Raw genomic sequence first — 19,326 nt, 5'->3', positions numbered from 1 at the left:
CGTGGGCCGTCGAGATCGTGATGCCGCGCGCCTTCTCTTCCGGCGCCGCGTCGATCTGGTCATAGCGCTTGTATTCGCCAAAATACTTCGTGATCGCCGCCGTCAGCGACGTCTTGCCATGATCGACATGGCCGATCGTGCCAATGTTCACATGCGGCTTGGTGCGCTCGAATTTACCTTTTGCCATGTGATCTCTCCATTCCTGCCTGCCCGTGCGGGCCTTGAATTAAGGTCTCGTGCAACCCGCTCGAGTTACGCGTATTTCTTCTGAACTTCCTGGGCGACCGCGGTCGGCACCGGCTCGTAGTGGTCGAACTGCATCGTGTACTGGGCGCGGCCCTGCGACATCGAACGCAGATTGTCGACGTACTTGAACATGTTGGCGAGCGGGACCATCGCGTTGATGACGACGGCGACGCCGCGCGCTTCCTGGCCCTGGATCTGGCCACGACGGCCGTTGAGGTCGCCGATGACGCCGCCGACATAGTCTTCCGGCGTCACGACCTCGACCTTCATGATCGGCTCGAGCAGCTGCACGCCGAGGCGCGGAGCAGCTTCCTTGAAGCAGGCGCGGGAGGCGATTTCGAACGCCAGCACCGAGGAGTCGACGTCGTGGAAGGCGCCATCGATCAGGGTCGCCTTGACACCGATCATCGGGAAGCCAGCGAACGGGCCGGAACCCATGACGCTGTTGATGCCCTTTTCGACGCCCGGGATGTATTCCTTCGGAACCGCACCACCGACGATCTTGGACTCGAACACGAACTCTTCGCTCTCGGTGTTCGGCTCGAACAGGATCTTGACGCGAGCGAACTGGCCGGTACCGCCGGTCTGCTTCTTGTGCGTGTAGTCCTGCTCGTGCGTGCGGGTGATCGTCTCGCGATAAGCCACCTGCGGCGCGCCGACATTGGCTTCCACCTTGAACTCGCGGCGCATGCGGTCGACGATGATGTCGAGATGCAACTCGCCCATACCGGCAATGATGGTCTGGCCGCTTTCCTCGTCGGTCTTGACGCGGAAGGACGGGTCCTCAGCCGCCAGGCGATGCAGCGCAAGGCCCATCTTTTCCTGGTCGTTCTTGGTCTTCGGCTCGATGGCGATCTGGATGACCGGATCGGGGAATTCCATGCGCTCGAGGATGACCGGGTGCAGCGGATCGCAGAGCGTGTCGCCGGTGGTCGTGTCCTTGAGGCCGGCCAGCGCGACGATGTCGCCGGCATAGGCTTCCTCGATGTCGGCGCGCGAGTTCGCATGCATCTGCAGCATGCGGCCGATGCGCTCCTTCTTGCCCTTCACCGTGTTGTCGAGAGAGGTGCCCTTGGTGAGCTTGCCCGAATAGATGCGGGCAAAGGTCAGCGAACCGACGAACGGGTCGTTCATGATCTTGAACGCCAGCATCGACAGCGGCTCGTTGTCGTCGGCATGACGCTCGATCTCGGCGTCGGTCTTGGCGTCGACGCCCTTGATGGCCGGCACGTCGATCGGCGACGGCAGGTATTCGACGACGGCGTCGAGCAGCGGCTGCACGCCCTTGTTCTTGAAGGCCGAACCGCAGAACATCGGGAAGAACTTGACCGCGATGGTGCCCTTGCGGATCAGCGCGCGGATCTCGTCGTTCGACGGCATCTTGCCTTCGAGGTAGTTCTCGAGCGCGGTCTCGTCCATCTCGACGGCCGCTTCGATCATCTTCTCGCGGAACTGCTCGGCCTTCTCTTTGAGGTCGGCCGGGATCTCGACGACGTCCCAGGCAGCGCCCAGGGTTTCGTCGCGCCAGACGAGCGCGTTCATCTCGACCAGGTCGACGACGCCCTTGAACTCGGTCTCGGCGCCGATCGGCAGCTGCATGACGACGGCCTGGGCGCCGAGGCGCGAGCCGATCATTTCCACCGAGCGGTAGAAGTCGGCGCCGATCTTGTCCATCTTGTTGCAGAAGATCATGCGCGGCACGTGGTACTTGTCGGCCTGGCGCCACACCGTCTCGGTCTGCGGCTCCACGCCGGCGTTGGCGTCGAGCAGCGCGATGGCGCCGTCGAGCACGCGCAGCGAACGCTCGACCTCGATGGTGAAGTCGACGTGTCCGGGGGTGTCGATGATGTTGAAGCGGCGCATCTTGCCGTCACGACCCTTCCAGAAGGTCGTGGTCGCGGCGGACGTGATGGTGATGCCGCGTTCCTGCTCCTGCTCCATCCAGTCCATGGTGGCAGCGCCGTCATGGACTTCGCCGATCTTGTGCGACTTGCCCGTGTAATACAGGACGCGCTCGGTCGTCGTCGTCTTGCCGGCGTCGATATGCGCCATGATACCGAAATTACGGTAGTCTTCGATTTTGTATTCGCGGGCCATGGGAGGTGCCTCTCAGTCTCGTTCGCGCTTTACCAGCGGTAGTGCGCGAAGGCGCGGTTGGCTTCTGCCATCTTGTGGGTGTCTTCACGCTTCTTGACGGCGGTGCCGCGGTTGTTGGCCGCGTCCATCAGCTCGCCCGAAAGGCGGTCGACCATGGTGGTCTCGTTGCGGTTGCGGGCCGCGGCGATCAGCCAGCGGATGGCCAGCGCCTGGCGGCGCTCGGGGCGCACGTCGACCGGAACCTGGTAGGTGGCGCCGCCGACGCGACGCGAGCGCACTTCCACATGCGGCGCGACATTGTCGAGCGCCTGATGGAAGACGGTGACCGGCTCCTGCTTGGTCTTGGCCTGGACCTGGTCCAGCGCGCCGTAGACGATGGTCTCGGCAACCGACTTCTTGCCGTCATACATGACGGCGTTCATGAACTTGGTGACGACGAGATCGCCGAACTTAGGATCCGGATTGATCTCACGCTTTTCTGCACTGTGACGACGGGACATGGGAAACCCTTACTTCGGACGCTTGGCGCCGTATTTCGAACGACGCTGCTTGCGGTTCTTCACACCCTGCGTGTCGAGCACGCCGCGGATGATGTGGTAGCGGACGCCCGGCAGATCCTTGACGCGGCCGCCGCGGATCATGACCACCGAGTGTTCCTGAAGGTTGTGGCCTTCGCCCGGGATGTAGCCGATCACTTCAAAACCGTTGGTCAGGCGAATCTTGGCCACCTTGCGCAGCGCCGAGTTCGGCTTCTTCGGCGTCGTGGTGTAGACGCGCGTGCAGACGCCCCGCTTCTGCGGGTTCTGCTGCATGGCCGGGACCTTGTTTCGCTTCACCGGCGCCAGGCGCGGCTTGCGGATCAGCTGGTTGACGGTAGGCATTAAACCCTCTTGTCTCTCAATTCCGTGTCTGCCCTGTCAGGGCCGCTCAAAGCGTCATTCCCATACGCGAATTCGGGCAAAACACCGCGTCTCGCGGTCCTGCCCGAACAAATTGCAGAGGAAGCGGGAGCCGCTTCATGCGCGCCGGAAATGTCTTTTCGCTCGTAAAACGAACCCTGTTTGAGACAAACTCCAAAGCGCGTCGCCTCGGAAAGGCTGGTCTCACATCGGTTCTGACGTCGCGGCTTCTACTCGTAAGGCCATTGCCCGTCAACCCCGCAACGGCAAATATTGCGGTCAATTCGAGGCTTGGCAGCCATGCGCGAAACGCATGTAATTTTCTTGCGTCTTTTTTAAGGAGCGAGGAAGAAAGTGACCGGCTTGCGGCTGTCTTCCCGGCCTGCTTCGTGCCAAAAGGCGGCCGGAGCCGGACTTTCCGCCGGCAAACGAGGAATCAGCCCGTGAACGACAATGGAGAACGGCCGGTCACCATCATCACCGGACGGGTCTGGCGCAAGAAGGGCGGCAAACCGGAAGGCGTGCATGTGATGCTGGTGGCGCCTGACGATGATTCTGCCGTGCGCCGCGCGCTCGAATCGCTCGCCGCCGAGGGATTCGCGGAGGCCGAGCTGGACCAGATCGGCGATATGGAAGGCGAGCCCGATGAAGAGCCGCATCTGTCTGCCTATCAAGGCGCGCTTGAAGGCGAGGTCTCCATCGTCACCTTCGACGAGCCGTTCTGATATAACCGGCGGCGCAACGTCCCTTCCCCGCCATCTCCAACAACCTAAAGCCACTCTTCCTTTTCCGGAGTTCTCATGACCAGCAATCCCATCAAGCTTGGCATCGTCGGCGTGGGAAAGATCGTCCGCGACCAACACCTTCCGGCGGTCGCCAAGGATGGCGATTATCAGCTTGCCGCAGCGGCCAGCCGCCATGGCAAGGTCGACGGCATTCCAAACTACCCCAGCATCGAGGCGATGCTTGCGGCTGAAGCTGGTCTGGAGGCGGTCTCGCTCTGCATGCCGCCGCAATTCCGCTACGACGCCGCGCGCACCGCGCTGGAGGCGAAGAAGCATGTTTTCTTGGAGAAGCCGCCGGGCGCCACGGTGAGCGAGGTCGAGCACCTCAAGGCGCTGGCCGACAAGAATGGCGTGTCGCTCTTCGCCAGCTGGCATTCGCGCTATGCGCCAGCGGTCGAGGCCGCGCGCGCTTTCCTCGCTTCGGCCAAGCTGATTTCGGCCGCCATCAACTGGAAGGAAGACGTGCGGCGCTGGCATCCCAACCAGGAATGGATCTGGGAACCGGGCGGTTTTGGCGTGTTCGACCCGGGCATCAACGCGCTGTCGATCGCCACCCACATCCTGCCGCCGATGTTCATCACCTCGGCCGTGCTCGATTTTCCCGAAAACCGCGCGGCGCCGGTCGCCGCGCATGTCGCCTTCCGCACCTCGAACGGGCTGCCGGTGACGATGGAGCTCGACTGGCTGCAGACCGGACCGCAGAGCTGGGACATCCTGGCCGAGACCGACAAGGGCCAGATGGTGCTTTCGGGCGGCGGCGCCAAGCTCGCCATCGACGGCAAGATTGTCCATGACGAGCCGGAAGCCGAGTACCCGATGCTCTACAGACGCTTCGCCGAGATCGTTCGCGCCGGGACTTCCGATGTCGATCTCGCGCCGCTGCAGCACGTTGCCGACGCCTTCATGCTGGGCAAGCGCAATGTGGTCGAGGCGTTCTTTGATTGAGGCAGCGGCAAAGCGTCGAGGCGAGCGAGACCCTTACTCAACGACCGCAATTGCAAAGCCGTCATAACCCTTGGCGCCTACGGTCTGGATGGCGGTACCGTCCAGCCGCTTCTCGCCGCCGATGAACGAAAACGCGGCGCGGGCGCCTTCGACATTGACGTCGCCGCTGTTCTTTTTCACGACCGCGCCGTCGCGGATAACGTTGTCGCAGACGATGACCGTGCCCGGGCGCGACAGCTTCATCGCCCAGCCGAGATAATTCGGGTTGTTGGGCTTATCGGCGTCGATGAAGATCAGGTCGAACGGGCCGGCATTTTCGTCAACCAGCGCGGCGAGCGACTGGAGCGCGGGGCCGACCCGTAGGTCGACCTTGCCGGAAACCCCTGCCCGCTCGAAATTCGAACGCGCGACCTTGGCGTGGTGCGGGTCGAGCTCTAGCGTCACCACCTTGCCGTCCGCCGGCAGTCCCCTCGCCATCCAGATGGTCGAGTAGCCGCCGAGCGTGCCCACCTCCAGCACCCTTTTCGCGCCGCGGACGCGCACCAGCAGCGACAGCAATTTACCCTGCGCGGCCGAGACGTCGATCGCCGGCAGGCCCTGCTCGCGGTTGACCTTAAGCACCGCGTCCAGCGCGGGGTCCGCTTCGAAAAGCGAGGAAACGATATAGTCGTCGACGGCCGTCCAGGTCTTGCTGCTCATAGCTCTTCCTCGTTGCATGAAGCCAGATCAGGATGACGGCTGATGGCCATCATGCTGGTTCTGACCTTCGGTTCGGGATCATGCTCTGAAATGCGAAAAGGGGCCGCGCGGGCCCCTTCTCTTCGTTTCTCATATCATGCCGCTTACTGCGCGGCGTTGACCATATCGGTCAGCATCGGCTCGGCGACCTCGACACCGGAGGCCTTGCGGCGCTCGTCGATGATGAGCTCGTCGCGCGAGGTGGCGATGCGCCTGATCTGGCTCATCGTGCCGCCGGTGCCGGCCGGGATCAGACGGCCGACGATGACGTTTTCCTTCAGGCCCTGCAACATGTCGGTCTTGCCGGCAACCGCAGCCTCGGTGAGCACCCTGGTCGTCTCTTGGAAGGAGGCGGCCGAGATGAAGGACGGCGTCTGCAGCGAGGCCTTGGTGATGCCGAGCAGCACCGGCTGACCTTCGGCCGGCTTCTTGCCGTCCTCGATCAGGCGCTCGTTGACCTCTTCCAGCTCGATCACGTCGACGTGGTCGCCCGGAATGTAGGTCGAGTCGCCCTGCGCGGTGATCTCGACCTTCTGCAGCATCTGGCGGACGATCACCTCGATGTGCTTGTCGTTGATCGACACGCCCTGCAGGCGGTAGACCTCCTGGATCTCGTTCACGAGGTAGGAAGCAAGCGCCTCCACGCCCTTGATCGCCAGGATATCGTGCGGCGCCGGGTTGCCGTCGAGGATGTAGTCGCCCTTCTCGATGACGTCGCCGTCCTGGAGATGGAACGGCTTGCCCTTCGGGATCAGGTACTCCACCGGCTCCAGCGTCGAGTCATGCGGCTCGATGATGATGCGGCGCTTGTTCTTGTAGTCGCGGCCGAAGCGGATCGTGCCATCGATCTCGGCGATGATGGCGTGATCCTTCGGACGGCGAGCCTCGAACAGTTCGGCCACGCGCGGCAGACCGCCGGTGATATCCTTGGTCTTGGCGCTTTCCATCGGAATACGCGCCAGCACGTCGCCAGGCTTCACATGCGCGCCCGGCTCGACCGAGAGGATGGCCTCGACCGAGAGCAGGAAGCGCGCATCGCCGCCCTTCGACAGCTTGCCGACCTTGCCCTTGGCGTCGTGGATGACGATCGCCGGCTTCAGGTCGCTGCCGCGCGGCGTCGAACGCCAGTCAATGACTTCACGCTTGGTGATGCCGGTCGACTCGTCGGCCGTTTCCTGAACGGAGATGCCGTCGACCAGGTCCTCGAACGCCACCCTGCCCTCGATTTCGGTGAGGATCGGGCGGGTATAGGGATCCCACTCGGCGATACGCTGGCCGCGCTTCACCTTGTCGCCATCGTCCACGAAGATGCGCGAACCATAGGCGACGCGGTGGGTGGCACGCTCCTTGCCGGTCTCATCGAGGATGAGCACCGCCATGTTGCGGCCCATGACCATCTGCTGGCCTTCCGAGTTGCGCACCACGTTGCGGTTGCGGATCTGCACCTTGCCCTCATAGGAGGCTTCAAGGAACGAGCTATCCACCACCTGCGCCGTGCCGCCCATGTGGAAGGTACGCATGGTGAGCTGGGTGCCCGGCTCGCCGATCGACTGCGCCGCGATGACGCCGACGGCCTCGCCCTGGTTGACGGGGGTACCGCGGGCTAGATCGCGACCGTAGCAGACGGCGCACACGCCGGTCCTGACCTCGCAGGTCAGCGCCGAACGGATGCGGACCGACTGCACGCCGGCCTTTTCGATCTGCTCGACATCGCGCTCGTCCATCAGCTTGCCGGCCTTGACCAGCAGATCGCCGGTGACCGGATGGTTGATGTCGTCGAGCGCGGTGCGGCCCAGCACACGCTGGCCGACCGAAGCGACGATCTGGCCGGCATCGACGATCGGCTGCATGGTGAGGCCCTTGTCGGTGCCGCAATCCACGGAGTTGACGATGCAGTCCTGCGCCACGTCGACGAGACGGCGGGTGAGGTAGCCCGAGTTCGCGGTCTTCAGGGCGGTGTCGGCCAGACCCTTGCGGGCGCCGTGGGTCGAGTTGAAGTACTCGAGCACGGTGAGGCCTTCCTTGAAGTTCGAGATGATCGGCGTCTCGATGATTTCACCCGAGGGCTTGGCCATCAGGCCGCGCATGCCGGCGAGCTGGCGCATCTGGGTGGGCGAACCGCGCGCACCCGAATGCGACATCATGTAGATCGAGTTCATCGGCTTCTGACGGCCGTTGTCCTCGAACTCCACCGCCTTGATGCGCGCCATCATCTCGTCGGCGACCTTTTCCGAGCACTTGGCCCAGGCGTCGACGACCTTGTTGTACTTCTCGCCCTGCGTGATCAGGCCGTCATTGTACTGCTGCTCGTATTCCTTGGCCAACGCCTCGGTCTCGGAGACCAGCTTCAGCTTGGTATCCGGGATCAGCATGTCGTCCTTGCCGAACGAAATGCCGGCACGGCAGGCATGGGCAAAGCCGAGCGCCATGATGCGATCGCAGAAGATGACCGTCTCTTTCTGACCGCAGTGGCGGTAAACGGTGTCGATCATCTTGGAGATGTTCTTCTTGGTCATCTCCTGGTTGGCGGTCTCATACGGCACGTTGACGTTCTTCGGCAGAAGCTCGCCGATGATCATGCGGCCGGGCGTGGTGTCGTAGATCTTCGACACGACGTTGCCTTCGGCGTCGACGGTGCGGAAGCGGCCCTTGATCTTGGCGTGCAGAGTCACGGCCTTGGTCTCCAGCGCATGCTGGAGCTCGCCCATGTCGGCAAACACCATGCCTTCGCCCGGCTCGTTCTGGTTGACGATCGAGAGATAGTAGAGACCGAGAACCATATCCTGCGACGGCACGATGATCGGCGCGCCCGAGGCCGGGTGCAGGATGTTGTTGGTCGACATCATCAGCACGCGGGCTTCGAGCTGTGCTTCCAGGGATAGCGGCACGTGAACCGCCATCTGGTCGCCGTCGAAGTCGGCGTTGAAGGCGGTGCAGACCAGCGGATGCAGCTGGATCGCCTTGCCTTCGATCAGGGTCGGCTCGAACGCCTGGATGCCGAGACGGTGCAGCGTCGGCGCGCGGTTCAGAAGCACCGGATGCTCGCGGATGACCTCGTCGAGGATATCCCAAACCTCCGGACGCTCCTTCTCGACCAGCTTCTTCGCCTGCTTGACGGTCGAGGAGAAACCCTTGGCGTCGAGGCGGGCGTAGATGAAAGGCTTGAACAGCTCGAGCGCCATCTTCTTCGGCAGACCGCACTGGTGCAGCTTCAGCTCCGGACCGGTCACGATGACCGAGCGGCCGGAATAGTCGACGCGCTTGCCGAGCAGGTTCTGGCGGAACCGGCCCTGCTTGCCCTTGAGCATGTCGGACAGCGACTTCAGCGGACGCTTGTTGGCGCCGGTGATGACGCGGCCGCGACGGCCGTTGTCGAACAGCGCGTCGACGGCTTCCTGCAGCATGCGCTTCTCGTTGCGCACGATGATGCCGGGCGCGCGCAGCTCGATCAGGCGCTTCAGGCGGTTGTTGCGGTTGATGACGCGGCGATAGAGATCGTTCAGGTCCGACGTTGCGAAGCGGCCGCCGTCCAGCGGGACAAGCGGGCGCAGGTCCGGCGGGATCACCGGAACCACCTTCATGATCATCCATTCCGGACGGTTGCCGGATTCCATGAAGTTTTCCACGACCTTGAGCCGCTTCAGATACTTCTTCTGCTTCAGCTCCGAGGTGGTCGAAGCCAGCTCCGTACGCAGGTCGCCGGCGATCTTCTCCAGATCCATGCCGGCCAGAAGGTCATGGATTGCCTCGGCGCCGATCATGGCGGTGAAGGAATCCTCGCCATACTCGTCGACGGCGAGCATGTACTCCTCCTCGCTGAGGAGCTGGTTCTCCTTCAGCGCGGTGAGGCCCGGCTCGGTGACGATGTAGTTCTCGAAGTAGAGCACGCGCTCGATGTCCTTGAGGGTCATGTCGAGCAGCGTGCCGATGCGCGACGGCAGCGACTTCAGGAACCAGATATGGGCGACGGGCGCGGCGAGCTCGATATGGCCCATGCGCTCGCGGCGAACGCGCGACAGCGTGACTTCGACGCCGCACTTTTCGCAGATGACGCCCTTGTACTTCATGCGCTTGTACTTGCCGCACAGGCACTCATAGTCCTTGATCGGGCCAAAAATGCGCGCGCAGAACAGGCCGTCACGCTCCGGCTTGAAGGTGCGGTAGTTGATGGTCTCCGGCTTCTTGATCTCGCCGAACGACCAGGACAGAATCTTCTCTGGGCTGGCAAGCGAGATCCGGATGGAATCGAACACCTGCGCAGGCGCCTGCGGGTTGAAGAGATTCATGACCTCTTGGTTCATGCCGTTCTCCTTTTCGGGGTCCTCGATAACCCCTTCAATCGATCGCGGACGAAATGTCCGCAGACTGGCCGGTCAAACCGGCCGTAGATTTGAGGGGCGCGCCACGTCCAGCGCGGCGCGCCATTGCCTTACTCGGCTGCGTCGGGAAGACGCGTCTGGGTCTCTTCGACCTGGGTGTTCTCCAGCTCCACATTGAGGCCGAGCGAGCGCATTTCCTTGACGAGAACGTTGAAGCTCTCCGGAATGCCCGCCTCGAACGTGTCGTCGCCGCGCACGATCGCCTCGTAGACCTTGGTGCGGCCGGCCACGTCGTCCGACTTCACCGTCAGCATCTCCTGCAGCGTGTAGGCGGCGCCGTAGGCTTCGAGCGCCCAGACCTCCATTTCGCCGAAGCGCTGGCCGCCGAACTGCGCCTTGCCGCCCAGCGGCTGCTGGGTGACGAGCGAGTACGGACCGATCGAGCGCGCGTGGATCTTGTCGTCCACCAGGTGGTGCAGCTTGAGCATATAGATATAGCCCATCGTCACCTTGCGATCGAACGGCTCGCCGGTACGGCCGTCATAGAGCTGCGACTGACCGCTGGTGTGCAGGCCTGCCTGCTCCAGCATGGTGTTGATGTCGACCTCGTGCGCGCCGTCGAACACCGGTGTCGCGATGGAGACGCCGCGGCGCATCTGCTCGCTCAGGCGAACGATGCTCTCGTCGTCATATTCGCGGATCGGCTCGTTGCGGTCGTTGGCCGGCATGAAGCTTTCCAGCGTCTTGCGCAGCGGCTTGATGTCGCCGCCGCCCTTATACGCGTCGATCAGCTCGCCGATCTTCCTGCCCATGCCGGCGCAAGCCCAGCCCAGATGCGTTTCCAGGATCTGGCCGACATTCATGCGGCTCGGCACACCCAGCGGGTTGAGCACGATATCGGCATGCGTGCCGTCCTCGAGGAAAGGCATGTCCTCGACCGGAACGATGCGCGACACGACACCCTTGTTGCCGTGACGGCCGGCCATCTTGTCGCCCGGCTGCATCTTGCGCTTCACCGCCACGAAGACCTTGACCATCTTCATGACGCCCGGAGGCATTTCGTCGCCGCGCTGCACCTTCTCGACCTTGTCCATGAAGCGCTGCTCGAGCGCCTTCTTGGACTCGTCGTACTGGCCGCGCAGAGCCTCGAGCTCGCCCTGGAGCTTCTCGTTCTCCACGGCGAACTGCCACCACTGCGAACGCGGATACTCGTCGAGCGTGTCCTTCGACAGCTTCGAGCCCTTCTTGAAGCCCTTCGGTCCGGCGATAGCTTCCTTGCCGACCAGCGTGTCGGAAAGACGCGCATAGACGTTGCGGTCGAGGATCGCCTGCTCGTCGTCGCGGTCCTTGGCCAGGCGCTCGATCTCCTCGCGCTCGATCGCCATCGCGCGCTCGTCCTTCTCCACGCCGTGGCGGTTGAAGACGCGCACTTCGACGACCGTGCCGAAGGTGCCCGGAGGCATGCGCATGGAGGTGTCGCGAACGTCCGAGGCCTTCTCGCCGAAGATGGCGCGCAGGAGCTTTTCTTCCGGCGTCATCGGGCTTTCGCCCTTCGGCGTGATCTTGCCGACCAAGATGTCGCCCGGCTGCACCTCGGCACCGATATAGACGATGCCGGCCTCGTCGAGGTTCTTCAGCGCTTCTTCCGAAACGTTCGGAATGTCGCGCGTGATTTCCTCCGGCCCGAGCTTGGTGTCGCGCGCCATGACCTCGAACTCCTCGATGTGGATCGAGGTGAAGACGTCGTCGGCCACGATGCGCTCGGAGAGCAGGATCGAGTCCTCGTAGTTGTAGCCGTTCCACGGCATGAACGCGACCAGCACGTTGCGGCCGAGCGCCAGATCGCCGAGCTCGGTCGACGGACCGTCAGCGATGATGTCGCCCTTGTTGACGCGGTCGCCCATGCGCACCAGCGGACGCTGGTTGATGCAGGTGTTCTGGTTCGAACGCTGGAACTTCATCAGCCGGTAGATGTCGACGCCGGACTTGCCGGGATCGAGATCTTCCGTGGCGCGGATGACGATACGGGTCGCGTCCACCTGGTCGACCACGCCGCCGCGGCGGGCGCCGATGGCGGCGCCAGAGTCACGGGCGACGACCGGCTCCATGCCGGTGCCGACGAACGGCGCCTCGGCGCGCACCAGCGGCACGGCCTGACGCTGCATGTTCGAGCCCATCAGTGCGCGGTTGGCGTCGTCGTTCTCGAGGAACGGGATGAGCGCTGCCGCGACCGACACCATCTGCTTCGGCGAGACGTCCATCAGGTCGACGTTCTCGCGCGGCGCCATCATCACTTCGCCGGCGTTACGGCAAATGACGAACTCGTCGACGAAGCTGCCGTTCTTGTCGAGCTCGGCGTTGGCCTGCGCGACGTAGTGCTTGGCCTCTTCCATCGCCGACAGGTAGACGACCTCGTTGGTCAGCTTGCCGTTCACGATCTTGCGGTACGGGCTTTCGATGAAGCCGTACTTGTTGACACGCGCGAAGGTGGCCAGCGAGTTGATCAGACCGATATTCGGGCCTTCCGGCGTCTCGATCGGGCAGATGCGGCCGTAATGCGTCGGGTGCACGTCGCGCACCTCGAAGCCGGCGCGCTCGCGGGTCAGACCGCCTGGTCCAAGCGCCGAAAGGCGACGCTTGTGGGTGATCTCCGACAGCGGGTTGGTCTGGTCCATGAACTGCGACAGCTGCGAGGAGCCGAAGAACTCGCGCACGGCGGCGGCCGCCGGCTTGGCGTTGATCAGGTCCTGCGGCATGACCGTGTCGATCTCGATCGAGGACATACGCTCCTTGATCGCGCGCTCCATGCGCAGCAGGCCGACGCGGTACTGGTTCTCCATGAGCTCGCCGACCGAGCGCACGCGGCGGTTGCCGAGATTGTCGATGTCGTCGATCTCGCCCTTGCCGTCGCGCAGTTCCACCAGTGTCTTGACCACGGCCAGGATGTCTTCCTTGCGCAGCACGCGCACGGTGTCCTCGGCCTTGAGCTCAAGGCGCATGTTCATCTTGACGCGGCCGACGGCCGACAGGTCATAGCGCTCGCTGTCAAAGAACAGCGAGTTGAACATGGCTTCGGCGGTCTCGAGCGTCGGCGGCTCGCCCGGACGCATGACGCGGTAGATGTCGAACAGCGCGTCCTGGCGGCTCTCGTTCTTGTCGACGGCGAGCGTGTTGCGGATGTAGGCGCCGACATTGACGTGGTCGATGTCCAGGATCTGGATCTCGTCCTCGCCGGTGCCGAGCAGCACCTTCAGCGTCTTGTCGTCGATCTCGTCGCCGGCTTCGAGGAATATCTCGCCCGTGGCGTAGTTGACGATGTCCTCGGCGAGGTAGTTGCCGAGCAGGTCCTCGTCGGTTGCCTTGATGGCCTTGAGACCCTTCTCGCCGAGCTGGCGGGCCTGGCGGGCGGTGATCTTCTTGCCCGCCTCGACGACGATCTCGCCCGTGTCGGCGTCGACCAGGTCGCCGACGGCCTTGAGGCCGCGGAACCGCTCGACGTTGAACGGAATGCGCCAGTGGTCGCCGGAGCGCTTGTAGGTGATCTTGTTGTAGAAGGTCGACAGGATCTCTTCGCCGTCCATGCCGAGCGCCATCAACAGCGACGTCACCGGGATCTTGCGGCGGCGGTCGATGCGGGCGTGCACGACGTCCTTGGAATCGAACTCGATGTCGAGCCACGAACCGCGATAGGGAATGACGCGCGCGGCAAACAGAAGCTTGCCCGACGAGTGCGACTTGCCCTTGTCATGGTCGAAGAAGACGCCCGGCGAACGGTGCATCTGCGAGACGATGACGCGCTCGGTGCCGTTGACGATGAAGGTGCCGTTCGACGTCATGAGCGGCATATCGCCCATATAGACGTCCTGCTCCTTGATGTCCTTGATCGACTTCGCGCCGGTATCCTCGTCGATATCGAACACGATCAGACGCAGCGTCACCTTCAGCGGCGCGGCATAGGTCAGGTCGCGCTGACGGCACTCGTCAACGTCGAATTTCGGTGCTTCGAACTCATACTTCACGAACTCCAGCATCGAGGAGCCGGAAAAGTCTGAGATCGGGAAGACCGACTTGAAAACAGCCTGCAGCCCTTCGTCCGGACGGCCACCCTTGGGCTCGTCCACCATCAGGAACTGATCATAGGATGCCTTTTGAACCTCGATGAGGTTCGGCATCTCCGCAACTTCCGGGATCTTTCCGAAGAACTTGCGTACGCGTCTGCGGCCATTGAAAGTCTGGGTCTGGGCCATCGTCGCTCCTTAGCTCTAAACTCGGGGCGAACCTCGCCGCGGCTCGCCTTGCACCAATGGGCAGCCTTGGCGGTTGCCCCTATCTGTTTTCCGGCCGTCCCTGCCAATTTCTTGGGCCAATGGCTTGGCGGGTACCGGCTAAAACGGGAGAAAACCCGTTTCCGGAAGGCCGCTTTTCGGCCCTCAGGAAAGAGGTTTTCAAACGCCTCGCGCAACAAAGCCCTCCCTCGGTCAAAGGGAGGGGGCGGACGGCGCGAGACCGTCCGCCCTCGCCTAACAGGCTTACTTCAGCTCGACCTTGGCGCCAGCTGCTTCCAGCTGAGCCTTGAACTTGTCGGCGTCGGCCTTGGAAACGCCTTCCTTGACCGGCTTCGGAGCCGCTTCGACCAGGTCCTTGGCTTCCTTGAGGCCAAGGCCGGTGATGGCGCGGACTTCCTTGATGACGTTGATCTTCTGGGCGCCGGCGTCGGCGAGAACGACGTCGAATTCCGTCTTCTCTTCAGCCGGAGCAGCAGCAGCGGCAGCACCACCGGCAGCGGCGGCAACAGCCACCGGAGCGGCGGCCGAAACGCCCCACTTCTCTTCCAGGAGCTTCGAAAGCTCAGCCGCCTCGAGGACGGTCAGGCTCGAAAGGTCGTCTACGATCTTCGCGAGATCAGCCATTTGTATATTCCTTCAATTGGTTCGAACGTGTGTTGTTGACAGCGAGGAACGGCCTCATGCCGCCTCGTCCTTCCGGGCGTAAGCGCCGATGACGCGCGCGACCGAGGCCGCGGGCGCATTGACGATCTGGGCGATCCGAGTTGCCGGCGTGGCGATCATGCCAACCAGCTTGGCGCGCAGCTCGTCGAGCGACGGCATCGTGGCGAGTGCCTTGACACCATCGGCGTTGAGCGAGGTCGAGCCCATCGCGCCGCCGAGAATGATCAGCTTGTCATTCCCTTTGGCGAAATCGGACGTGACCTTCGGCGCCGCAACCGGATCCTCCGAATAAGCGACCAGCGTCTGTCCCTTGAACAGATCGACGATCGATGCGGAGTCCGTGCCCTGAAGAGCGATCTTGGCGAGACGGTTCTTCGCGACTTTGACGGTGCCGCCAGCGGCGCGCATCTTCGACCGAAGGTCGTTCATTTGCGCCACGGTGATACCGGCGTAGTGGGCCACGACGACTGAACCCGCGTTCGAGAACGCTTCGTTCAGGCCCGTGACGAGTTCGCGCTTTTCCGCTCTGTCCACTGCCTATCTCCAGTTGACCCCTGCCTCATTCTCGAGGTCAGAAGTCGGGTTGCCTTTTGCCGGCCGGGCCATCCAAATCCTGGATCTCCCGAACGGCGCTCGAGGATCCTGCCCCCTTTTCGCCCACCGACGGCAAGCCGGCGATGTGCTGACAAAAGGCAAACACGGTTCGAACCTTTCATTGGAGCTTTTGGCTCCTTTGTCGGGTCTTCACCCGTCTCATGCAGGCCCAAGTGAATTAAGGCTTTTGGGCCGCCTGCAATCTCGGACAGGATATCCGGAAACCTTCCGGCTTCCGGGGTACCGGGCCGCCGACGAATCGGCGGTCCGGAATTCTTGTTACGATCAGCTCAAGGCCGATCGGACGACACTTACGACGCGGCGAGCGTCGCGATGTCGAGCTTGAGGCCGGGGCCCATCGTCGAGGTGACCGACACCTTCTTGACGTAGTTGCCCTTGGCGCCAGCAGGCTTTGCCTTGTTCACCGCATCGGCGAAGGCGCGCACGTTCTCTTCCAGCGCCTTGACGTCGAACGAGACCTTGCCGACGCCGGCCTGAACGATGCCGGCCTTCTCGACGCGGAACTCGACGGCGCCGCCCTTCGAAGCCTTGACGGCCGCGGCCACATCGGTGGTCACGGTGCCGACCTTCGGGTTCGGCATCATGCCGCGCGGGCCGAGCACCTTACCCAGACGACCGACCAGCGGCATCATGTCCGGTGTGGCGATGCAGCGATCGAAATCGATCGTGCCCTTCTGGACGATGTCGACCAAGTCCTCGGCGCCAACGATATCGGCGCCGGCGGCCTTGGCTTCCTCGGCCTTGTCGCCACGAGCGAACACGGCGACGCGCACGGAGCGGCCGGTACCGTTCGGCAGGTTGACCACGCCGCGGACCATCTGGTCGGCGTGACGCGGATCGACACCGAGATTCATCGAGATCTCGACGGTCTCGTCGAACTTCACCTTGGACCGGTCCTTGAGCAGCTGCAGCGCCTCTGAAAGGGCGTAAGCCTTGTTCGGATCGATGCCTTCGCGGCTCTTGGCAACACGCTTTGCAATCTTTGCCATGATCTTAGCCCACCACTTCCAGGCCCATCGAGCGGGCGGAGCCCTCGACCATGCGCATGGCCGCTTCGACGTCGTTTGCGTTCAGGTCCTTCATCTTCTGCTCGGCGATCGCGCGCACCTTGTCGCGGCTGATCGTGCCGACCTTGGTCTTGCCCGGCTCCTTGGAGCCCGACTTCAGGTTGGCGGCCTTCTTCAGGAAATAGCTCACCGGCGGCGTCTTCATGACGAAGGTGAACGACTTGTCCTGGTAGTAGGTGATGACGACCGGGATCGGCGATCCCTTCTCGAGCTCCTGGGTCTGCGCGTTGAACGCCTTACAGAATTCCATGATGTTGATGCCGCGCTGACCAAGCGCCGGGCCGATCGGGGGCGACGGCGTGGCCGAGCCCGCGGCAACCTGGAGCTTGAGCTGGCCTGCAACTTTCTTAGCCATCTCTATTCCTGCCTTTTCTAATGCCGGCCCACTAGCGGGACACCGGCGGTTGCAGTCTGGTGGTGCGGTTCCGACGGCCGGCTATGCCGCCTTCGCCTCCCACCCGTTCATGCGGCGTCAGTTCACGCCGCCCCGACGCCCTTCGGGCGCGGGTATACGGATCAGCCCTTTTCGACCTGTCCGAACTCCAGATCGACGGGCACGGCGCGCCCGAAGATCGAAACTTCCACCTTGAGGCGGGCCCGCTCCTCGTCCACTTCCTGGACGACGCCATTGAACGACGCGAACGGACCGTCCGAAACGCGGATCGCCTCGCCGATCTCGAAGGTGACCGAGGGCTTCGGCCGCTCGACGCCTTCCTGGACCTGGTTCAGGATGCGCTGCGCCTCGGTCTCGGTGATCGGCACGGGCTTGGAGTCGCCCAGGAAGCCGGTGACCTTCGGAGTGTTCTTGACCAGCGAGAACACGGCATCCGTCAGGTTGGCCTTCAGGAGCACATAGCCCGGGAAGAACTTACGCTCGGCATCGACCTTGCGGCCACGGCGGATCTCGACGACCTTTTCGGTCGGCACAACGATCTGCTCGATCTCACCCGAAAGGCCCTTCTGCTTGGCCTTGTTCTCAATATCCTCGGCGACCTTCTTCTCGAAGTTCGAATAGGCGTGGACGATATACCACCGCGCAGTCATTTCACGACCTCTCCGTAAACCGCCGAATTAGTGCCCGAGACCCAGGATCCACTCGATCGCATAGCCCATCAGAATGTCGGCTGCGAAGAAGAAGAGCATCGCGATCACCGCAAACACCAGGACCATGACGGTCGAGATCATGGTTTCGCGCCGCGAAGGCCATGTCACCTTGGCCGTCTCCGCGCGAACCTGCTGGAGAAAGGTGAAGGGATTAGTGGTTTTCGAAGCCATGTGCCGCCTGTTTTCAAGACCCGTTGGCCGGGCCTCCTGGATGATCCCGCTGGCCGGGACGTGCCGCCTGGGTTCCATGCGGCGCCGAATCAGCGCTCCATTTCACCCACGCAAATCAGACGCGTAAAGCCGGCTTCCCAGCTCCACGCGTCGCGTGTCTGTTCTGTCTACATAAAACCGATTCTTAATCCACGCAAGTGGCAAGGGTCCGCTTTATGTCCTAACGCCGCCTCGGAACCATCCAGTCGTCCCGTCCCGGCTATGCGGGGGCTTATGCCCCAATTTTCGCCATATGGCAAGCCGCCCGCCGATTTTCAACGGCGGGACGCCCTCGATATGCCTTTTGGAAAGTGGCACGGGCAGCAGGGCTCGAACCTACGACCTGCGGTTTTGGAGACCGAATAGCCTTCTTACATCATCTTGTTTACACAGTGATATTTGGCATATTGCCTTTTGATGTGCAAGGATTTGTGCAAGGAAAAATCGGGCGCCCTGCCTTGGCTGGTGTGCTCCGCGAAGCCGAATTGTCGGCAGGCAGACATCATTGGCAAGAGGCGTACCGACCGAGACGTTCTGTCGTGTTGATTGATCTCCTGCTCAGTCGCTCGGCCTTCCCGCGACCAGCACCGCCAATCATTCAACTTGGCCTAACCCGCTGCGGAAACGAAGACGCCCCGAACCAAAGTTCGGGGCGTCTCCTAAGTGGAAGTTGCGCGGCCCTAATAACCGACGGGTGCCATTACAGAGCAGCCCACGGCGGCGCATACGGCGAGAATTGCGATCCCGAACAGGGTCGCTTTCATGATCAGGATCAGCTTGCTTGGGTCGAACTGAAGTTCATGTATTGGCATTTCCTCCTTTGACGGAAGAACAAGTACCAAAAATTGGCACCAGTTGTCAATCCGATTATTAGACCTATCGGTGCAAGCTGCCGACGCCCGCTTGGACGGGCTTGTGTTGGAGAATCGCCGAAGCGGTGTCCAAAGTTGCGCGAGCGCGGGCCTCCACGTAGTCGATGAGCCCTTGGGTGGGTATTACATTCTTTCGCCGTCCATCCTTCGGGTCATTTTGAAACGCTACGAAGCCAAGACGCTCAGCCTCCGCGACGTACTTCTTGCAGGTATCCAAGTGGTCGGCGGGGATCAGTTTGCAGGCCTGCGAACGTGACACAGTCTTGCCCTCTAGATGGCGGAGATAAATGTTCATCAGTAGCCGGTCGATGTACATGATGAGCCTAGGGTCGGCGACGCCATCCTGGAGGCTCGTAATGAAGTCGCTGAAGGTCACGATATTGTGCCTCACCGCGTCCAGGAGCTGCTCCTGGCTGTAGTCGTTTTTCATTCGACGATCCTTCTGAGTGGGGATGACTTGGCGTTTTGGTACCATATGAA

General features: G+C 62.5%; 16 protein-coding genes. 2 read left to right on the top strand and 14 right to left on the bottom strand.

Going from position 1 to position 19,326, the window contains the following annotated elements; all coding sequences use genetic code 11:
- The 4 genes from EN869_RS29675 to rpsL form a co-directional block, all read right to left on the bottom strand.
- Positions 1-187, bottom strand: a 187-nt coding sequence (locus EN869_RS29675; RefSeq protein WP_245512380.1) for a GTP-binding protein, incomplete at its 3' end; no start/stop codon positions are given.
- A 65-nt stretch (positions 188-252) separates the two neighbouring features.
- On the bottom strand, positions 253-2,343 hold the full coding sequence (fusA, locus tag EN869_RS29670) for an elongation factor G (RefSeq protein WP_127229704.1): 2,091 nt from the start codon (positions 2,341-2,343) through the stop codon (positions 253-255).
- A 29-nt stretch (positions 2,344-2,372) separates the two neighbouring features.
- A complete protein-coding gene (gene rpsG, locus EN869_RS29665) occupies positions 2,373-2,843 on the bottom strand; it encodes a 30S ribosomal protein S7 (RefSeq protein ID WP_127229703.1) in 471 nt (156 codons plus the stop codon).
- A gap of 9 nt (positions 2,844-2,852) precedes the next feature.
- Entirely contained in the window at positions 2,853-3,224 is a 372-nt protein-coding gene (gene rpsL / locus EN869_RS29660) for a 30S ribosomal protein S12 (RefSeq protein ID WP_006202128.1), read from the bottom strand.
- 461 nt (positions 3,225-3,685) lie between these two features.
- Between rpsL and EN869_RS29650 the strand changes: the two genes are divergently transcribed.
- On the top strand, positions 3,686-3,967 hold the full coding sequence (locus EN869_RS29650) for a transcriptional regulator (RefSeq protein ID WP_127229701.1): 282 nt from the start codon (positions 3,686-3,688) through the stop codon (positions 3,965-3,967).
- Positions 3,968-4,042: 75 nt separating this feature from the next.
- Entirely contained in the window at positions 4,043-4,972 is a 930-nt protein-coding gene (locus tag EN869_RS29645) for a Gfo/Idh/MocA family oxidoreductase (RefSeq protein WP_127229700.1), read from the top strand.
- A gap of 33 nt (positions 4,973-5,005) precedes the next feature.
- On the opposite strand, the gene EN869_RS29640 is transcribed toward EN869_RS29645, so the two are convergent.
- The 10 genes from EN869_RS29640 to EN869_RS29590 all read right to left on the bottom strand — a co-directional run bounded on the left by EN869_RS29640 (position 5,006) and on the right by EN869_RS29590 (position 19,276).
- Positions 5,006-5,671, bottom strand: coding sequence for an O-methyltransferase (locus EN869_RS29640; RefSeq protein ID WP_127229699.1), 666 nt, complete (start codon positions 5,669-5,671; stop codon positions 5,006-5,008).
- A gap of 143 nt (positions 5,672-5,814) precedes the next feature.
- Positions 5,815-10,011: a DNA-directed RNA polymerase subunit beta' gene (rpoC, locus tag EN869_RS29635; RefSeq protein ID WP_127229698.1), complete on the bottom strand. Its 4,197-nt coding sequence runs from the start codon at positions 10,009-10,011 to the stop codon at positions 5,815-5,817.
- Between the two features lie 128 nt (positions 10,012-10,139).
- Positions 10,140-14,276 (bottom strand): DNA-directed RNA polymerase subunit beta, encoded by a 4,137-nt coding sequence (gene rpoB, locus EN869_RS29630; protein ID WP_127229697.1) that lies wholly within the window; start codon positions 14,274-14,276, stop codon positions 10,140-10,142.
- Between the two features lie 282 nt (positions 14,277-14,558).
- Complete coding sequence (rplL, locus tag EN869_RS29625) at positions 14,559-14,939, bottom strand: 50S ribosomal protein L7/L12 (protein WP_042642152.1); 381 nt, start codon at positions 14,937-14,939, stop codon at positions 14,559-14,561.
- A gap of 54 nt (positions 14,940-14,993) precedes the next feature.
- Positions 14,994-15,512: a 50S ribosomal protein L10 gene (rplJ, locus tag EN869_RS29620; protein WP_112131438.1), complete on the bottom strand. Its 519-nt coding sequence runs from the start codon at positions 15,510-15,512 to the stop codon at positions 14,994-14,996.
- A gap of 371 nt (positions 15,513-15,883) precedes the next feature.
- Positions 15,884-16,582: a 50S ribosomal protein L1 gene (gene rplA, locus EN869_RS29615; protein WP_127229696.1), complete on the bottom strand. Its 699-nt coding sequence runs from the start codon at positions 16,580-16,582 to the stop codon at positions 15,884-15,886.
- A gap of 4 nt (positions 16,583-16,586) precedes the next feature.
- Positions 16,587-17,015 carry a 50S ribosomal protein L11 gene (gene rplK, locus EN869_RS29610; protein WP_042642146.1) on the bottom strand — a complete coding sequence of 143 codons (429 nt, stop codon included), beginning with the start codon at positions 17,013-17,015 and terminating at the stop codon, positions 16,587-16,589.
- Positions 17,016-17,176: 161 nt separating this feature from the next.
- Positions 17,177-17,704, bottom strand: coding sequence for a transcription termination/antitermination protein NusG (gene nusG / locus EN869_RS29605; RefSeq protein ID WP_041003121.1), 528 nt, complete (start codon positions 17,702-17,704; stop codon positions 17,177-17,179).
- 27 nt (positions 17,705-17,731) lie between these two features.
- Positions 17,732-17,935, bottom strand: coding sequence for a preprotein translocase subunit SecE (gene secE / locus EN869_RS29600; protein WP_027170383.1), 204 nt, complete (start codon positions 17,933-17,935; stop codon positions 17,732-17,734).
- A 915-nt stretch (positions 17,936-18,850) separates the two neighbouring features.
- Positions 18,851-19,276, bottom strand: coding sequence for a hypothetical protein (locus tag EN869_RS29590; RefSeq protein WP_127229695.1), 426 nt, complete (start codon positions 19,274-19,276; stop codon positions 18,851-18,853).
- Between the last annotated feature and the right edge of the window lie 50 nt (positions 19,277-19,326).

Origin of the sequence: Mesorhizobium sp. M2D.F.Ca.ET.226.01.1.1 (genome assembly GCF_004022705.2) — a bacterium.
GTDB lineage: Bacteria > Pseudomonadota > Alphaproteobacteria > Rhizobiales > Rhizobiaceae > Mesorhizobium.
This window is presented reverse-complemented; position numbering and strand designations above follow the sequence as displayed.